This is a genomic window from Streptomyces sp. NPDC090106, assembly GCF_044747265.1.
GTDB lineage: Bacteria > Actinomycetota > Actinomycetes > Streptomycetales > Streptomycetaceae > Streptomyces.
The window spans coordinates 190,534-207,188 of record NZ_JBIVDS010000007.1; the positions used below are offsets into that span (position 1 = coordinate 190,534).

General features: G+C 72.8%; 18 protein-coding genes. 7 read left to right on the top strand and 11 right to left on the bottom strand.

Annotated elements, in window-relative coordinates; genetic code table 11:
* Positions 1–11: 11 nt before the first annotated feature.
* On the bottom strand, positions 12–1,484 hold the full coding sequence (locus tag ACIPSE_RS23585) for an APC family permease (RefSeq protein ID WP_401665278.1): 1,473 nt from the start codon (positions 1,482–1,484) through the stop codon (positions 12–14).
* A gap of 302 nt (positions 1,485–1,786) precedes the next feature.
* Positions 1,787–3,175 carry a Si-specific NAD(P)(+) transhydrogenase gene (gene sthA / locus ACIPSE_RS23590; protein WP_401666068.1) on the bottom strand — a complete coding sequence of 463 codons (1,389 nt, stop codon included), beginning with the start codon at positions 3,173–3,175 and terminating at the stop codon, positions 1,787–1,789.
* Between the two features lie 146 nt (positions 3,176–3,321).
* On the opposite strand from sthA, the gene ACIPSE_RS23595 reads away from it, so the two are divergent.
* Positions 3,322–4,455 (top strand): sulfite oxidase, encoded by a 1,134-nt coding sequence (locus ACIPSE_RS23595; RefSeq protein ID WP_401665281.1) that lies wholly within the window; start codon positions 3,322–3,324, stop codon positions 4,453–4,455.
* Here ACIPSE_RS23595 and ACIPSE_RS23600 read toward each other — a convergent pair.
* A complete protein-coding gene (locus tag ACIPSE_RS23600) occupies positions 4,452–4,658 on the bottom strand; it encodes a hypothetical protein (RefSeq protein WP_401665283.1) in 207 nt (68 codons plus the stop codon). The two genes, ACIPSE_RS23595 and ACIPSE_RS23600, sit on opposite strands and share 4 nt — an antisense overlap.
* 213 nt (positions 4,659–4,871) lie before the next feature.
* Here ACIPSE_RS23600 and ACIPSE_RS23605 point away from each other — a divergent pair, with 213 nt between their 5' ends.
* Positions 4,872–7,151 carry an MMPL family transporter gene (locus ACIPSE_RS23605; RefSeq protein ID WP_401665285.1) on the top strand — a complete coding sequence of 760 codons (2,280 nt, stop codon included), beginning with the start codon at positions 4,872–4,874 and terminating at the stop codon, positions 7,149–7,151.
* A gap of 37 nt (positions 7,152–7,188) precedes the next feature.
* On the opposite strand, the gene ACIPSE_RS23610 is transcribed toward ACIPSE_RS23605, so the two are convergent.
* Entirely contained in the window at positions 7,189–8,283 is a 1,095-nt protein-coding gene (locus ACIPSE_RS23610) for a PP2C family protein-serine/threonine phosphatase (RefSeq protein ID WP_401665288.1), read from the bottom strand.
* Positions 8,284–8,521: 238 nt separating this feature from the next.
* On the opposite strand from ACIPSE_RS23610, the gene ACIPSE_RS23615 reads away from it, so the two are divergent.
* Both ACIPSE_RS23615 and ACIPSE_RS23620 read left to right on the top strand, forming a co-directional pair.
* The gene (locus tag ACIPSE_RS23615) at positions 8,522–9,424 is read left to right on the top strand and encodes a GNAT family N-acetyltransferase (RefSeq protein ID WP_401665291.1); all 903 of its coding nucleotides are present in this window, start codon (positions 8,522–8,524) and stop codon (positions 9,422–9,424) included.
* Positions 9,425–9,490: 66 nt separating this feature from the next.
* Entirely contained in the window at positions 9,491–9,817 is a 327-nt protein-coding gene (locus ACIPSE_RS23620; protein WP_401665293.1) for a hypothetical protein, read from the top strand.
* Between the two features lie 28 nt (positions 9,818–9,845).
* Here ACIPSE_RS23620 and ACIPSE_RS23625 read toward each other — a convergent pair whose 3' ends face one another.
* Together ACIPSE_RS23625 and ACIPSE_RS23630 are read right to left on the bottom strand one after the other, a co-directional pair.
* Complete coding sequence (locus tag ACIPSE_RS23625) at positions 9,846–10,724, bottom strand: Gfo/Idh/MocA family protein (RefSeq protein WP_401665295.1); 879 nt, start codon at positions 10,722–10,724, stop codon at positions 9,846–9,848.
* 115 nt (positions 10,725–10,839) lie between these two features.
* Positions 10,840–11,196 carry a hypothetical protein gene (locus ACIPSE_RS23630; RefSeq protein ID WP_401665297.1) on the bottom strand — a complete coding sequence of 119 codons (357 nt, stop codon included), beginning with the start codon at positions 11,194–11,196 and terminating at the stop codon, positions 10,840–10,842.
* A 239-nt stretch (positions 11,197–11,435) separates the two neighbouring features.
* Between ACIPSE_RS23630 and ACIPSE_RS23635 the strand changes: the two genes are divergently transcribed.
* The gene (locus tag ACIPSE_RS23635) at positions 11,436–11,624 is read left to right on the top strand and encodes a DUF5133 domain-containing protein (protein ID WP_401665300.1); all 189 of its coding nucleotides are present in this window, start codon (positions 11,436–11,438) and stop codon (positions 11,622–11,624) included.
* On the opposite strand, the gene ACIPSE_RS23640 is transcribed toward ACIPSE_RS23635, so the two are convergent.
* A complete protein-coding gene (locus ACIPSE_RS23640; RefSeq protein WP_401665303.1) occupies positions 11,621–12,586 on the bottom strand; it encodes a GlxA family transcriptional regulator in 966 nt (321 codons plus the stop codon). The genes ACIPSE_RS23635 and ACIPSE_RS23640 overlap by 4 nt on opposite strands.
* Before the next feature lie 213 nt (positions 12,587–12,799).
* Here ACIPSE_RS23640 and ACIPSE_RS23645 point away from each other — a divergent pair, with 213 nt between their 5' ends.
* Both ACIPSE_RS23645 and ACIPSE_RS23650 read left to right on the top strand, forming a co-directional pair.
* Positions 12,800–13,255 (top strand): hypothetical protein, encoded by a 456-nt coding sequence (locus tag ACIPSE_RS23645; protein WP_401665305.1) that lies wholly within the window; start codon positions 12,800–12,802, stop codon positions 13,253–13,255.
* A 102-nt stretch (positions 13,256–13,357) separates the two neighbouring features.
* A complete protein-coding gene (locus ACIPSE_RS23650) occupies positions 13,358–13,582 on the top strand; it encodes a hypothetical protein (protein ID WP_401665308.1) in 225 nt (74 codons plus the stop codon).
* Positions 13,583–13,585: 3 nt separating this feature from the next.
* Here ACIPSE_RS23650 and tgmB read toward each other — a convergent pair whose 3' ends face one another.
* The 4 genes from tgmB to ACIPSE_RS23670 form a co-directional block, all read right to left on the bottom strand.
* Complete coding sequence (gene tgmB / locus ACIPSE_RS23655; protein ID WP_401665311.1) at positions 13,586–14,569, bottom strand: ATP-grasp ribosomal peptide maturase; 984 nt, start codon at positions 14,567–14,569, stop codon at positions 13,586–13,588.
* Positions 14,570–14,585: 16 nt separating this feature from the next.
* Entirely contained in the window at positions 14,586–14,777 is a 192-nt protein-coding gene (tgmA, locus tag ACIPSE_RS23660) for a putative ATP-grasp-modified RiPP (RefSeq protein WP_401665313.1), read from the bottom strand.
* A gap of 177 nt (positions 14,778–14,954) precedes the next feature.
* Positions 14,955–15,242 (bottom strand): DUF1232 domain-containing protein, encoded by a 288-nt coding sequence (locus tag ACIPSE_RS23665; RefSeq protein ID WP_401665316.1) that lies wholly within the window; start codon positions 15,240–15,242, stop codon positions 14,955–14,957.
* 162 nt (positions 15,243–15,404) lie between these two features.
* Positions 15,405–16,451, bottom strand: coding sequence for a hypothetical protein (locus tag ACIPSE_RS23670; protein WP_401665318.1), 1,047 nt, complete (start codon positions 16,449–16,451; stop codon positions 15,405–15,407).
* Positions 16,452–16,655 lie beyond the last annotated feature (204 nt).

The window sequence follows — 16,655 nt, forward strand, 5'->3', positions numbered from 1 at the left end:
GTCCGCCGCCCTCAGAAGTCCGTGGGAAGACCCTCGTGGACCTGGGACCGCCCGGCCGGCACACCGCTCGGGACGTAGTCCGCCTCCACCGTGCGGGAGGCGTCGAGCCTGGCCGGCCGGTAGTAGTCGCTGCCCCGCCGCCAGTACCAGAGCATCGGGACCAGGCCCACGGCCAGCCCGCCGACGCCGATCGCGATCGACGCCGGGCTCAGCTCGGTCAGCGACTCCACGAAGACCCAGAACATGAACAGCGAGCCCAGCAGCGGCCACACCCCGCCGAACACCAGGTTCGCCGCGGACTTCAGCAGCACCCTGCGGTACGCGACGACGACCGCGAGACCCGCGAGCCCGTAGTACACGGCGATCTGCAGACCGATCGCCGCGATCGCGTCGGCGAGGATCTCACCGACCGAGCCCAGCGCGTTGGACGCGATGAACATCACCAGCGCCACCGCGCCGACCACGGCGATGGCGACCCACGGGGTGTTCCACCGGCGGTGCACCCGGCCGAGCGCGGCCGGCATCGTGCGGTCGCGGCCCATCGCGAACAGCGAGCGGGTGACCTGGATGAGCGTGGTCTCCAGCGTCGCGATCGTCGACAGCATCACCGCGACGACCAGCAGCTTGCCGCCCGGACCCGGCCAGATCTCCTCGCCCAGCACGGCCAGCACGTTGGCCTGGTGCTCCTCGATCTGCCGCGCGGACAGCACGACGTTCACCATGACGGTGAACACCTCGAACAGCAGGAAGACGACGCCCACCCCGATCAGGCCCGCGAGCCCCGTCGTCCGGCGGCTGTTGCGGGTCTCCTCGCTGAGGTTGCCGGTGACGTCCCAGCCCCAGTAGTAGAACGCCGCGATCAGCGCCCCCGACGCGAACCCCGACACCCCGTCGAACTGGGAGAAGCCCAGCCACGACCAGTCGAAGGCACGGGCGTTGCCGGAGTGGAACAGGGCGAGCACCGCGAACAGGGCGAGGAGGGCGAGCTCGATGCCGGACATCACCAACTGCGCGCGGACCGTGAGCCGGGCCCCGCCGAGCACCACCAGCAGCATCAGCAGGAACCAGCCCGCGCCGACCGCGGTGGCCAGCGCCGTGTCGTCGGCGAGCCCCTCGTCGAACAGGGCGAGCGTCATCGAACCGGCGGGCAGCGACCCGGCCACCATGAAGATCGTCGCCGACACCACCAGCGCCCAGCCGCTGAGGAACCCGAGGAAGGGGTGCAGCGTGCGCCCCACCCATGAGTAGCTGGCGCCCGCGTTGACGTCGATACGGCCGAGATAGCTGAAGGCCAGGGCGATGCCGAGCATCGGGATCGCGCAGTACAGGAGGGCGGCCGGGCTGGCGAGCCCCACCGCGCCGACGAGGACCGCGGTGGTCGCCGCCAGGGAGTAGGCAGGCGCGCTGCCCGCGACGGCCATCACCACCGTGTCGAAAGTGCCCAGAGCGCCTGCCTGCAGCCCTCTGCCCCGGTTGTTGCTCATGGCTTGCTGCTTTCCGTCGTGCACGACGCGGGGACGACCAGGCCGCCCCTACGGCGTTGGGGGGTGGGGGGTGGAACCCGCCTCCCGACGGCGAGGGGTGGCCTCGGGCAAGGGGCGGCACATGGGGGGCGGGGGTCACCGTTCAGCGTTGCGTCGACGGACGGTCACACCGTGTGTGCGAGTGATGATAGCCCTCGCCGCCACCCGGGCGGGATCGGGTGGAGCGTGCCCTCCACCTGACTCGTGTCACCCAACTGCGCCGCAGGCCGGGGCCGTTGCCGGCCCCGGCCCGAGGCGGCGGTTCAGTCCCCGATGCGGTCGATCTGACGGAGTTTGTTGGTCGCGTCGAGCGCGGCCACCTTGTACGACTCGGCGAGCGTCGGGTAGTTGAAGACGGCGTCCACGAGATAGTCGACCGTGCCGCCGCAGCCCATCACGGACTGGCCGATGTGGATCAGCTCGGTGGCACCCGTGCCGAAGCAGTGCACCCCGAGCAGCTTGCGGTCCTCGGGGGAGACCAGCAGCTTCAGCATGCCGTGCGAGTCACCGATGATCTGCCCGCGCGCCAGCTCGCGGTAGCGGGAGATCCCGACCTCGAACGGGATGGATTCCTCGGTGAGCTGGTCCTCCGTGCGGCCGACGAAGCTGATCTCCGGGATGGTGTAGATGCCGATCGGCTGGAGATGGTCCATCTGCCCGACCGGCTCGTCGCAGGCGTGGTACGCGGCGGCACGGCCCTGCTCCATCGAGGTCGCGGCGAGCGCCGGGAAACCGATCACGTCACCGACGGCGTAGATGTGCGGGACCTCGGTGCGGTAGTGCTCGTCGACCGTGATCCGGCCGCGCCGATCCGCCGTCAGCCCCGCCTTGTCCAGGTCGAGTTCGTCCGTGAGCCCCTGCCTGCCCGCCGAGTACATCACGGCGTCGGCGGGGATCTTCTTGCCGCTCTCCAGCAGGGTCAGCGTGCCGCGCGCGTGCCGCTCCACGGCGGCCACCGTCTCCCCGAAGCGGAACGTCACCGCGAGGTCCCGCAGGTGGTACTTGAGCGACTCGATCACCTCGACGTCGCACATGTCGAGCATCCCGGCCCGCTTCTCCACCACGGTGACCTTGCTGCCGAGTGCGGCGAACATCGAGGCGTACTCCATGCCGATCACCCCGGCGCCCACGATGACCATCGAACGCGGCACGCGCTCCAGGGCCAGGACGTTGTCCGAGTCCATGATCGTGCGGCCGTCGAACTCGACGCTGTCGGGCCGGGCGGGCCGTGTCCCGGTGGCGATCACGATGTTCGCGGCGCTGATCAGCCGCTCGTGGCCGGTCACCTCGCGCAGCGCGATGGTGTGGGGATCGACGAAGTGGCCGGTCCCCGCGTAGAGGGAGATGTGGTTGCGGGAGAGCTGGCTGCGGATGACGTCGACCTCGCGGCTGACCACGTGCTGGGTGCGCGCGGTCAGGTCGGCGACGGTGATGTCCTCCTTCAGCCGGTAGCTCTGCCCGTACAGATCGCGCTGGGTGAGACCGGTGAGGTACAGCACCGCCTCGCGCAGGGTCTTGGAAGGAATGGTCCCGGTGTGGATGGAGACCCCGCCGACCATGTCGGGGCGGTCCACGACAGCCACCCGGCGGCCCAGTTTGGCCGCGGCTATGGCGGCTTTCTGGCCACCGGGGCCGGATCCGATGACAAGCATGTCGAAGTCGAAGTCTGGCACCCAAGGGATTCTGGCAGGCCGAGGGCCCGATTCGAAAGGGTGGGCAACTCTCCGGTCATGACGACCGGTTGAGACCGGCCGCCGTCAGGGGTGCCCGGCGGCGGCCGTGGCGGGATAATGCCCCCATGGGGCACCGCATCGGTGACGCGAGCGCGCCGGCCCGCCTGGCCGGCACCGACGAGGGCATCGGCCTGGACGAACTCGCCCTGGCGGCCCGCAACCACGGCCTGCCGCTGGAGGCGCTCCGACACGACCGCACCCCGCCCGGCCTGCACTACGTCCTGACGCACTACGACATCCCCTACGTCCCCGACGACACGTCCTGGCGGCTGACCGTGGGCGGCCTCGTCCGCCGTCCGCTGGACCTGGACCTCGCCGACCTGCGGGCCCACCCGCAGGTCACCACCCGGGTCACCCTGGAGTGCGCGGGCAACGGCCGGGCCCTGCTCACCCCGCGGCCGGTCAGCCAGCCCTGGCTCCTCGAAGCCGTCGGCACCGCCGACTGGACCGGCGTCCCGCTGCGGCTGCTCCTCGCGGCGGCCGGGGTCGAACCGGGCGCCGTCGACGTAGTGTTCACCGGAGCGGACCACGGCGTCGAGCGCGGCGTCGAACAGGACTACCGGCGCGCCCTGCCCCTGGAGGTGGCCGCCGGGGACGATCCCGACGTGCTCGTGGCGTACGCGATGAACGGCGCCGCGCTGCCGCCCCAGCACGGACACCCGCTGAGGCTGGTCGTGCCCGGCTGGTACGGCATGGCCCAGGTGAAGTGGCTGCGCGACATCACCGTCACCGACCGGGAGTTCACCGGCTTCCAGCAGTCCGTCGCCTACCGGCTGCGGCAGCACCCCGACGACGAGGGCGAACCCGTCACCCGGATCGCGCCGCGCGCCCTGCTCGTCCCGCCCGGCTTCCCCGACTTCATGTCCCGCACCCGTGTCGTGCGGCCCGGCCCCGTGGCGCTGGAGGGACGCGCCTGGTCGGGGCGGGCCCCGGTGACCCGGGCCGAGGTGAGCACGGACGGCGGGCTCAGCTGGCAGGAGGCCGAGTGGGACTCCGGCACCGGGCACCGCTGGGCCTGGCGCCGGTGGCGGCTCACCTGGACGGCGACGCCCGGCCGGCATGTCCTCAGCGCCCGCGCCACCGACGCCGAGGGACACACCCAGCCGCTCGAACAGCCGTGGAACCGGGGCGGCTTCGCCAACAACCTGGTGCAGCGGGTGCCGGTGCTGTGCACGGACACGGTCGCGGACCCGCCCTAGGGCAGCAGCTTCTCCATCGCCGCCGGGCCCTCCGCCGCCAGCTTGCGCCGGGCCCATTCGAGGTTCTCCGGGGTGAGGTCGCGGCCCGTGGCGAGCACCATGTCCTCGGGTGACACCTCGGTACCGGTACGGGTGTGGAGCAGGTCGTCCGGCGTCACGCGGTCCTCGGCGGAACCGGACGCGTCGGGCTGTGACATCGGCATGGTTCGGCTCCTCGGATCGTCATCGGGGTCCGCTCTCACCATTCACCCCATGGGCGCCGAGTGCATCCCGGGAGACCGGGACCGGCACAGGACCGGCACAGGACCGGCAGAGGGCCGGCACGGGGCCGGGATGCCGGAGCACCGGGCCGGGCGTCTAATGAGGATGTACTGGACGGGCGTCCCACCAGGGCGCACTGAGCGAAGGTCCGGGCCATGTCTTCAGCGCGGAACACCGCAGGGGGCGAGGGGGGCGAGAGCGACGAGGGGAACCGGGGGACCGCCGCCCCAGGGGCCCTGCGGCGGCTGGGCCGGTGGTGCGCCCGCCACTTCGTGATCGTCATCGTCGCCTGGCTGGTCGCGCTGGTCGCCCTCCAGGTGCTGAACCGGTCCGTCGGCGGCGAGTACGAGGACAACTTCTCCCTCCCCGACGTGCAGTCCCAGGAGGGCCTCGACGTCCTCAAGAAGCACGACCCGGCCGCCGGCGGCTACAGCAGCCAGATCGTCGTCCACGACGGGCAGAAGGCCCTCACCTCGCTGGACTCCCAGATGTCCACGGCCGTCGGCGACCTCGGCAAGCTCCCGCACGTGCTGGCCGTGCAGAACCCGCTCACCGGCTCCACCACTCCCGTCGGACCGCTCTCCTCCGACACGAAGACCGGGTACATCACCGTCCGCTTCGACGTGCAGCCCTCCACGCTCGGCGACGACTACCTCGGCGGCGTCGACAAGTCCGTGCAGCCGCTGCGGGCGGCCGGGGCCGACGTCGAGTACGGCGGCCCGCTCGGCGAGCTGGCCCGGCCCGCCCCCGACGACCGGGTGAGCGAACTGATCGGGTTCGCCGTCGCCATCGTCGTCCTGCTCATCGGCTTCGGCAGCGTCATCGCCGCCGGGCTGCCCCTGGTCACCGCGCTGATCAGCGTGATCGGCGGGCTGGCCTGCCTCGGGCTGCTCGCCGCCGCGTTCACCTTCGCCACCGTCTCGCCGACCCTGGCCACGATGATCGGGCTCGGCGTCGGCATCGACTACGCGCTGTTCCAGATCACCCGGCACCGGCAGAACCTCATGGACGGCGCCGATCCGGTGACCGCCGCGGGCCGGGCCACCGCCACCAGCGGGCGGGCCGTCCTCGTCTCCGGCTGCACCGTCATCGTCGCGCTCGCCGGGCTCTCCGCGTCCGGGGTGTCGTTCATCAGCAAACTCGGCGTCGCCGCCGCCGTCACCGTCGTCTCCGCGGTGCTGGGCGCGCTCACGCTCGTCCCCGCGTTCCTCGGCCTGATCGGCACCCGCATCGACCGCTACCGGGTGCGGCGGCCCGTCGCCGAGACCGACGCGGAACCGGGCGCCGCGCCCCAGGGCACCTGGCACCGCTACGCGCAGCGCGTGGAGCACCACCCCCTGCGCTATCTCGCCGTCGGGGTCTTCACGGTCGTCGTCCTCGCCATCCCGGTCTTCTCCATCCAGCTCGGCCACATCGGCGACGGCGCCGACCCCACCTCCTTCACGGACCGGCGCGCCTACGACCTGATGACCGACGCGTTCGGCCCCGGCTCCAACGGCCCGCTGAGCGTCGTCATCGACCAGACCTCCGTCCCGGACTCGCAGCGCTCCACGCTCTCCTCGCAGGCGCAGAAGACCCTGGACGACGTCGACGGCGCCGCCTACGTCACCCCGCTGACCCCCACCTCGGACGGCGACGTCCTCGTCGGCACCGTGTACTCCAAGGAGTCCCCGCAGAGCGCCGACACCACGGACCTCACCAACCGCCTGGTCGACGACACCCTGCCCGCCGCCGTCACCGGCACGGACGCCCACGGCTATGTCACCGGGACCACGGCGGCCCAGGTCGACTTCCGGGACATCGTCGCGAGCCGGCTGCCCCTGATCATCGGCGTGGTGGTCGCCCTCGCGTTCCTGATCATCCTCGCCGTCTTCCGCGGGCTGCTCGTCGCCCTGAAGGCGGCCGTCCTCAACGTGCTGTCGATCGCCGCCTCCTACGGCGTCGTCGTCGCGGTGTTCCAGTGGGGCTGGGGCGGACCCGCGCTCGGCGTCTCGGGGAAGGTGCCCATCGAGAGCTATGTGCCGATGATGATGTTCGCGATCATCTTCGGCCTCAGCATGGACTACGAGATCTTCCTGCTCTCCCGGGTGCACGAGGCATGGCTGCGCACCGGCGACGCCAAGGCGTCGGTCGCGCACGCCCTGGAGATCACCGCGCGGGTCATCACCTGCGCCGCGCTGATCATGGTGAGCGTGTTCGCCGCGTTCATCGTCAGCGACAACATCGTGGTCAAGATGCTCGGGCTGGGCCTGGCCGTGAGCGTGCTGATCGACGCGACCGTGGTGCGGCTGCTCATGGTGCCCGCCGTGATGACCCTGCTGGGCCGGCACGCCTGGTGGACCCCCCGCTGGCTGGACCGCCTCCTGCCCCACATCGACGCCGAGGGCGAACACGAGCAGCCGGTCGCGGCGGGCTCCGCGGACCACCGGAACTGACCCGGCACGGCCCGGCCCGCCGCACCGGTGTCCGGCGTCACCCGGGGCTCAGGACCAGCATCGTGACGTCGTCCTGGACCGTCCCGCAGTGCGCCCGGACCTCCCGCCACACACGCCGCACCAGCACGTCCGGCGCGTCCCCGGTGAACGCCGCGAGGCGGTCGGCGAGGGGATAGAACACACCGGCGGTGTCCCTGGCCTCGCTGACCCCGTCCGACGCCAGGAAGAGCCGGTCGCCCGCGCGCAGCGGCACCGTCACGCCCGTCGGCCGGCCCGTCCCGGCCAGGCCGAGACCCAGGGGCACCCCCGCGTCCACCTCCAGCTCGACGGCCGTCCCGTCCCGCAGCAGCAGCGGCGCCGGGCACCCGCACACCACGATCCGCACCGACCGCGCGTCCGGCGCGAAGTCCAGCAGGACCGCGGTGGCGAACAGCTCCGCGTGGGCCACGTCCGCCGAGTCCACCACCAGCCGCCGGTCCAGGCGCGCCGCGACCGACTCCGGGTCCGGCTCGTCCAGCACCGCCTCCCGGAACGCGCCGAGCAGCGAGGCGACCGTCGAGACCGCCGACAGCCCGTGCCCCTGCACGTCGCCCATCACCGCGCGCACCCCGCGCGCGGAGCGCCGTACGTCGAAGAAGTCGCCGCCGACCAGCGTCCCGCGCTGCGCCGCCCGGTACAGCCCCGTGCAGCCCACCGGACCCACCCGAGGGGGCAGCGGCGGCACGACCGCGCGCTGGGCCGCCTCGGCGACGGCCCGCTCGGTGACCAGCTGGGCGTCCCGGCGGCTGCGCACGAACGACAGCACCACGCTCAGCAGCGCCACGAACAGGACCGTCAGCAGATCCGTGTTGCCCGGGTCGTCCAGCCGGAACGCCGGGGTCACCAGCACGACCACGACCAGCCCGCCGAGCAGCGCGGTCGCCAGCGGCCCGTACGACAGCACCGCCAGCGGCGGGATCGCGCCCAGCACGAACCCGATGTCCAGCGGGTCCGGGCTGATCACGGCCGCCGTGCACACCCCGGCCAGCAGCACGGCCGGCAGCACCCGTACCCATCCGGGCGGCGGCGCACCGCGCAGCCAGCCCCGCCGTTCCAGGTCCCGGCGCCGGAGCCGGACACGTGCCTCGCCCACGCCTCCACGGTCCACCGGGACGGCCCCGCCCGCATGCCGGGCGCCGAAAAGCGGTGGACGCCCGCACGGGGCACCCCCTAGCGTGGGCGCGTCACGCCCCGAGATCACCGAGACGGAAGGAGGCGAGTGCCGTGCCGTACCCCTTCATCCAGCGCTCCCTTCCCGTCGCCCCGGGCGTGCACGTCTGAGTCTCTTCCCGGGAGCGCTCCACGCAGCCGTACGCCTCCCGGAGGAATCCATGACCGCTGTGGTCATCCACTCGCTCGACGAGAGCACCGCACACCTCTTCGACACCCTGCCCGACCCGCTCGGCGTGGCCGCCGCGCACCCGCTGACCCGGCACCGCCCCGACTGGCAGCGTGTCGCGCTCCGCGACGGCCGGGTCGTCGCCCGCGCCTCCTGGTGGGGCGGCCCCGACGACACCGAGCCCCTGTGCGTCGACCGGTTCGACCTGGCCGACGGCGAGACGGAGGCCGCCGCGCAGCTCCTGCGCTCGGCCCCCTGGCAGGTCGACGTCGACTTCAGCCTGCCGCCCGGCCGGCACGAGGACCCCGCGCTGCGGGCCGCCGTCGACCTGCGCTTCGACGCCGTCCGCGCGGCCGGGTACGAACTCCTCGTGGAGCGCTACTCCTACCGCTGGACCCCCGCCGACGGCCTGCCCGAACGCCCCGGACGCCTCACCTTCGCCCCGGAACCCGACGACGCCGTCTTCTTCGACGCGCTGCGCCGCATCCACTCGGCGACCCTGGACGCCCACGCGCGCAAGGCCACCGCGGAGGGCGGCGCCGACCGGGCCGCCCAGGAGGAGATGGACTTCTTCCACTGGTGCCCCTCGCCCCGCGCGTGGTGGCAGACCGCCCGCACCCCGGACGGGGACCTCGCCGGCATCCACATCCCGGCCCGCAACCACACCTCGCCGATCATCGGATTCATCGGCGTCGTCCCCGAACAGCGCGGCCACGGCTACGCCTACGACCTGCTCGCCGAGTGCACCCACTTCCTCGTCGGGCAGGGCGCCGAGCACATCGCCGCCGCCACCGACCAGGGAAACCATCCCATGGCCGCCCACTTCGCCAAGGCCGGCTATCCGATCACCCGGGAACGCGTCAACTTCCACCGCCCCGCCGACACTCCGGCGTGACGCCCGCCACCGGTGCCGGATGGCAGTCTGGGGGACGTACGTCCGGCACGCGGTGAAGGAGACACGGTGGGGTTCGAGGGCGAGGTCTGGAAGGTCCGGGACGCGAGGGAACCGGTCGGGGAGATCCTGATCGACGACGCCGACTTCCCCTGGCTCTCCGGCCGCTTCACCCCCGGCCCCGCCTACGACTCCGTCCGCGACCTCTTCACCCGCGAACTCGCCCTGGCGCAACGGGACGACGACACCCACTGGCAGGAGTGGGAACGGGCCTACGACGAGATCCGGCGGCGGCTGTCCCTGCACTCACCGGACGGCCCGGTCCCCGAGTTCCTGCTGCACATCGACGGTGACCGGGCCTGGTTCCGCTGGAGCGACACCCCGTTCGACGACTGACCCGCCCTCGCCCGGAGCCGCCCGTCCGTCAGCCGTCGAGCAGGGCCTCGGCCGACGCGAGGATCTCCGTCACCCGCAGGCCGAACGCCGCGTCGCACGGGTGCGGGACCCCGGTCCGGGCGGCGGTCATCAGGGCGTCCAGGGCGCGTTCGAGCGCGGGAACCGCTCCGTCGGGGCTGCGGGGCAGGAGACGGGCCCCCGCCTCGCCGCGCAGTTCGACGGCCGCACCGGCGGCGGCGGGCGGCGCCGTCAGACTCAGGGTCAGCGTGCTCGACGCGCCGTCGGCGTGCTCCAGGACGAGATGCGCGGTGTCACCGGGACCGTGCGCCGCGGCGGCCACCCGCCGGACGTCGCCCAGCACCGGCAGCAGCACCGACAGGGCGTGCGGCCCCACGTCCCACAGCGCGCCCTTCTCCCGCCGCCAGGGCGAGGCCCCGAAGGGGCTGTCGGTGGTGAAGACGGAGCCCAGCCACTCGGCGCGGGCGGTGAACCAGCCCTTCTCTGCGGCCTGTTCGGCGATCCACGCCTCGGCCACGCTCTGGAACCGGGTCGTGAAGAAGACGACGGAGGCCACCCCGCTCGCGCGCACCGCGTCCACCACGACCCGCCCCTGCCCGACCGTCGACGCGAGGGGCTTGTCCAGCAGGAGGTGGCGGCCCGCCCGCGCCGCCCGCACCGCGAGAGCGGCCTGGATGTCGGGCGGCAGGGCTATCGCGACGGCGTCCACGTCGGCCAGCAGCGCGTCGACGTCGTCGTAGGTCCGGGTGCCGAACCGGTCGGCCAGCTCCTTGGCGGCCTCCGGGCGGCGGCCCCACACCCCGGCGAAGTCCACGTCCCCGTGCCGGCTCAGAGCGGGCGCGTGCGCCCCCTCGGCCCACGGGCCCGTACCGAGCAGTCCGATGCGCATACCGCCGCCTTTCCACGCCGCCGAACGAGCGATGACCGGCGCCGTCCGGGCCGGTCAGGGGCGAGCGTGCCACATGAACCCGACGGCCGCGCAACCCGTTCGGGAACAGCGGGGTTCAGGCCGCGCTGCTCCTCGGCACCCGGTGCGGGCATCCCGAGTCGTGGTCCGTGCCGCAGCTCGTCCACCAGCGCTCGCAGCACGCGGCCTCCAGCTCGGCCCGGACGACGTCCTCGGCGACCCCGACGAGCGCGGGTCCGACGAGCGCGGGACCGGCCGGGTGCACCGGCCACAGCGCCGCCCGTTCCCGCCACTCGGCCTCCCGCACGACGGCGATGACCGGGACGAGAGCGGCCGCGGCGAACAGACACGCGGCCCAGACCGGACCGTCGCGGTACTCGAGGACCGCCGTCCAGGCCAGTCCAGCACTGGTGGAGACATAGAGGACGCTCAGCAGACGGTCGAGGCAGTTCATGGACGTACACCGTTCGGCTAGAGGGGATACGCCCTGTTCAACTGCCCGCGGCCCCAGGGGAAGCGGGTAGGGGACCGGGTCGCGGGAACGTCACTCCTGAGGGTTGCCCACCGGCCTTATTCGAGCGGGAATCGGGCGGCAGGCGAAAACATTCCGTCGAACGCGGGCCGGGGGCGGGAGACGCCGCGGCCTCCCCCTGTCAGGCTCCGCCCCCAGAACATCGAGAGAGGTGCTGTCCCGTGCTCGTTCCGGACCCCAATGTCGTCAGAAAGCTGCTGACGGACTACGCGTCGCTGAGGATCGCGTTCGCGGAGCGGAGCAACCCCTCCACGGCGAGGGAACTGGAGGACGTCAGCTACACCCTGTGCGTCCTCATGGGCACCACGGGCGTCCACGACGCCGTGGCCAAGGCCGACGCCCTGCTCTAGCGCGACGCGGCGCCCGGCCTCGCGTGGAACGCCGCGCGGTAGGCGTGCGGGCTCGTGCCGACCACCCGGCGGAAACGCTCGCGGAAGGCGGTGGGGGAACCGAACCCCGCCTGCCGGGCGATGCGTTCCACCGGGTGGTCGCTGTTCTCCAGCAGGTACTGGGCGCGCCGTACCCGCGCCCGCAGCAGCCACTGCAACGGCGTGCTGCCGGTCTGCTCGCGGAAGCGGCGGCCGAAGGTGCGCTCGCTCATCCCGGACCGTGCCGCCATCGCCGCGAGGGTGACCTCGTGGGCGAGGTTGTCCTCGATCCACTCCAGGACCGGCTCCAGCGTCGAGCCGCGCGGCACGGGCGGCCGGTCGTGCACGATGAACTGGGCCTGGCCGCCCTCGCGTTCGAGGGGGACGACACACATCCGCGCGGCGTCGGCCGCGACCGCCGAGCCGTGGTCCCGCCGGATCATGTGCAGACACATGTCGAGTCCGGCGGCGGCCCCGGCCGAGGTCAGGATCTGCCCGTTGTCGACGTACAGCACGTCCGGTTCCACGCTCACCGCCGGGAAGCGGCGGGCCAGTTCACCGGCGGCGGCCCAGTGCGTGGTGGCGCGCAGCCCGTCCAGCAGTCCCGCCTCCGCGAGCACGAAGGCGCCCGAGCAGACCGACGCGACCCGGGTCCCCGCCGCGACCGCCCGCCGCAGCGCCTCCCGCACCGGCTCGGACGTCGGTCCGGCCGCCGGCGAACAGCCCGGTACGACGACGGTGTCCGCGTCCGCCAGCGCGTCGAGGCCGTGTCCGACCCGCAGCGAGAACCCTCCGTCGGCCCGCACCTCCGGCGTCTCGGCGCACAGCCGCACCCGGTAGGGGCCGCGGCCGTCCGGCAGCCGCGTCCAGTCGAAGACCTGGAGGGGCGCCGCCATGTCGAACGGCACCACCAGGTCGAGAGCGAGGATCGCCACGGAGTGCATGAACGCCACGATAGGCGGGTTCCCGCCACTGCTCCGACAGGGGGTGGACGCGGAGAACCACAGGTCGGGGCAGTTGGCGGGAATCCGTCGGAAGCTGTCGTTCCAGCCTCTGTGGTCACCGGTCCGGTCTCCCTAGCGTGGGCGGTGATCGTTCCCGGCCGGAGCTCCTCGCGGACCCCGACCGGCCCCCCGACCCACCCTGGACCACACCCGATGACCAAGCTCCTGCTGTCCCTCCACGTCCTGGCCGCCATCGTCGCCGTCGGCCCCGTCACCGTCGCGGCCAGCATGTTCCCGCCCGCCGTGCGCCGGGCCGGGACCGCGCCCGACACCCTGGGCACCGTCGCCCTGCTGCACCGGATCTGCCGCGTCTACGCCCGGCTAGGCGTTCTGGTGCCGGTGCTCGGGCTGGCGACGGCCGCCGCGATGGGGGTGCTGGGCGACGGCTGGCTCGTCACCTCGATCGCCCTGACCGCTGCCGCCGCCGGCGTCCTGGCCGCCTTCGTGCTGCCCCGGCAGGAGGAACTCCTCGACGAACTCGGCGCCGGGCACACCGTCGAGCGCGCGGGGACCGCCCAACTCGCGATGTTCACCGGTGTGTTCAACCTGCTGTGGGCCACGGTCACCGTCCTGATGGTCATCCGGCCCGGTTCCACGACGGGAGCCTGAGTCAAGCCGAACGGGGGAATTCATCCCGTGGTGTGCCGGGGCGCCTAGACTCGACGATCGTGCCCATGCGCATGGGCCGTTTCACGAAAGGCACGTTGACGGGTGTTCCAGGATTCCCCCATCTATGACCGACTTGTCGCCGAACGCGGCGACATTCCCCTGCAGGTTCGCCGGGAGGCCGAGCGCGTCGGGAGGGAACTGGAGTTCGCCATGCAGCCCCTGCGCTCCTCGGGGCGCGCGAGCCTCGGTGAACTGCCCGCCTCCCCGCCGCCGCAGCCCCCCGGCTGGCAGCGCGGAGCCCTGATGCCCGGCTCCGGACAGATCTGACCCTCACGCCACTTCGCCGTCGGCCCCGTCGACCCGTGCGTCCGGTCCGAGCGCGGGCCGGGCGAGCCACTCGGCGATCGTGCGGGCGATCGGCTGGCCCGTCTCCGCCTCCACGAAACCGAACTGACCGGACTGGTTGCACTCCAGGAACCACCAGGTGCCGTCGGCGTCCTCCGCGAAGTCGAAGGCCCCGTAGGCCAGTTCCGCGTTCCCTACATAGGTCCGGACGGCCTCGGCGACCCGGGGCGGCACCTCCACCGGATGCCAGGGCCCGGACAGGGCGGCGAACCGGACGTCCACCTCGTCGGGATCGGCGTCCACGGCCACCGCCTTGCGCGCCGCCAGCATCCGCTCGCCGACCACCGTCAGCCGGATGTCCGCCCGCTTCGCTATCCGGCGCTGGAGCAGCGTCGGACCGAACGCCACCGCCGCGAAGTCCGCGTCCGGCGCGACCCGGCTGGTCGGCACCGCCCGCGGCGGATCCTGCGGATGCGCCCCCGACACCGGCTTCACCACCAGATCCGGGTACCGCTCGGAGAACTCCCGCGCCGCCTGCGGGAACGTGGTGATCAGCGTCGCCGGCACCGGCAGACCGCTGCGCTGCGCCACCCGCAGCTGCCACGGCTTGTGCCGGGCCCGCCGGGCGGCGTCGGGATGGTTCATCCAGCGCGCCCCCGAACTGCGGAGCATGCCGTAGAGCGCCTGTGACGCCTCCTCGGTCAGCCAGTCCGACGGCTGGGCCGCCCGGGTCGCCGCCGTACCCGGCCGGCGCACCCACACCGAGCGCAGCCCGCCGATGCTCACCAGCCGCCCCCCGGCGGAGAGATGGCCGCGGAACGCCCCGTGGACGTACTCCCCGGACAGCGCCGCGCCCTCGGTGAGGTCCGCGGGATCGAGCCGCACCACCGGTGTCGCGGAGGCGTGGAGATGGGTGACGACCATGTCCGCGGTCACATCCGCTTCACAGGTCAGGATCAGCACGGTCATGTGCGCGGGCCCGTGTTCAGTCGTCGAAGTGGGTCTTCGAGCCGGCGGTGGAGGTCGTGGTCCCCAGTTCTCTGAGCAGCGCCAGGTCATGGGCGGCGATCCGCCCGTCCGGGAGCACGTTCAACTGCCGCCCGGAGTCGTAGGCGTACGGAGCGGTGACCTCCGACTCCGCTGCCGGACGTGCGTAGTTGAGCGCGAACGGTTGCATCGTCTCTCCTCGTTGCTGCTGCGCCGATCGGCGATGGTCACCTTGCGCCGTCGCCCAATCCGCCGAATTCCCTCGGCTTCCAGAGACTTATACGAATCGAACGGGTGGTTGGTTTCCTTACTCTGTGTGACCAGGGGAAGTTGACGACTCGTCGGACGGGTGGGACGGGAGCCGACTTCAGGTGAGATCGCCGTATCTGTCATGGCCCGCGGAGGCCCGAATGCTACGGAGAGCGAGCAGGAGAACACCGATGTCGTCCAAATACACAGGATCGACCAAAAGATCGACCGGCAGCACGAAATAGGCCAAGGCGCCCCAGAACACCCAGCGGGGTCCGGTCGGCAGCCCCGCCCGGCGCAGCTCCCGCCGGGTGCGCAGGAGCCGGACGAACACCATGACGGCGACGGTCAGGGCGACCGTCGCCAGCAGCGCGCCGACGACGATGACGGTGTCGGTCGTGTCCACGGACCCTCCTCGGCTGCCTCGGCTACTGGGGCGTACGTCTGCACGGATTCCCCTTCGGGGCGCCGGTATGGCCACAAGAAGCCGAACCGGTGCACTCGTGCACCAGTGAGAGTGAAGTGAGACCGCCGCCCCGTGAGCCCGCCGGGCCCGGCGCGGCCGGGCTCAGCCCCGCCGCTTGAAGCGCTCGAGGCCGCGCGTGAGCTGCTGGAGCGGCGAGGCGGGCGCCGCGGCGGGCGGGGCCGGGGGCTCGGCGCCGCCCGCGTCACGGTAGGCGGCCAGGGCCTCGTTGGCCCGCTCGGCGGCCTCCCGGTACAGGTCCCGGGACTTCGTCATCGCGTCGAGGGCCTCGGTGTACATGGCGACGAGCTCGCGCTGCTTGGCCAGCTCCTCCTCCAGGGTCAGCAGCCCCCACTCCTCGCGCAGCGCGGTCAGCGCCTCGGCCGAACCGTCCGGCAGGAGCTTGGGCAGCGCGTCGTACCGGCTCACCGCGTCGATCAGCGCGGTCGGCTCGCTCCCGTCGAGGAAGACGCTGCGCACCGTGAACTCGTCCGCCGTGTGCCCCTCCGGCAGCGGCGGCAGCACGACGGCGCCGCCCCGCGGCACCTGCACGTCGAACTCCTTGAGCGCCCAGTTCACCCCGCGCAGCTGATGCGGGGCCGCCCGGTGCTCCACCACCCGGTGCGCGAGGCCCTGCGGCAGCAGCCGCGCCAGCGGGCGCAGACCGGTCGCGTCCGGCGTCATCGCCTCGTGCACGACCACGTGCACGGCCCACGACTCGCGCACACAGCTGCGGAACATCCGCCGGGTGTCCTGGTCGTCCTCGGGCAGCCGGCTGATCCCGCCCGGGCGCAGACCGGCGACCCGGTCCTCGTCCCAGGACGCGTCCGCGTCCAGCGGCCAGAACATCCCGACCGGGGACGGCCAGTCCGTCTTCCAGGGGCGCTCCGCCTCCGCCGTCAGGACCCACTCCTCGTCCGTCAGCGCCAGCCGGGCCCGCACCGTCACCCCGTCCTCGACCCGCCAGCGGGCCTCGAAGACACGGCGCTCCGACAACTCCTGGAAATTGTCGATCACCTCGTCCTGCTTGAGCCGTCGCAGGTGGGAGGCGCGCAGCACGTCCGCCGCGGCGGCGTCGGCATGGCGACCGCGGGCCTGCCACACGGTGCTGGGGAGGGTGGTGGGCGTCGGGACGGTGGGGGAGATCTGCATGAGTCCAACTGGGAGCGGGCGGACGGTGCGCCCCCCCAGTATCGTCACCGTGCACCGTGCCGGTTCACCCGGGGTGTGCGCGGGTCGCCTCCGGTGGCCGCCGTTCACCCGTGTCGCGCGGGCGGAACCGTCAGCACAATGGCCCCGGCGGACAGGGCCCGCCCACCATCCGCAGCGGGGCGGGCCCTGTTCCCGGGAAACGGG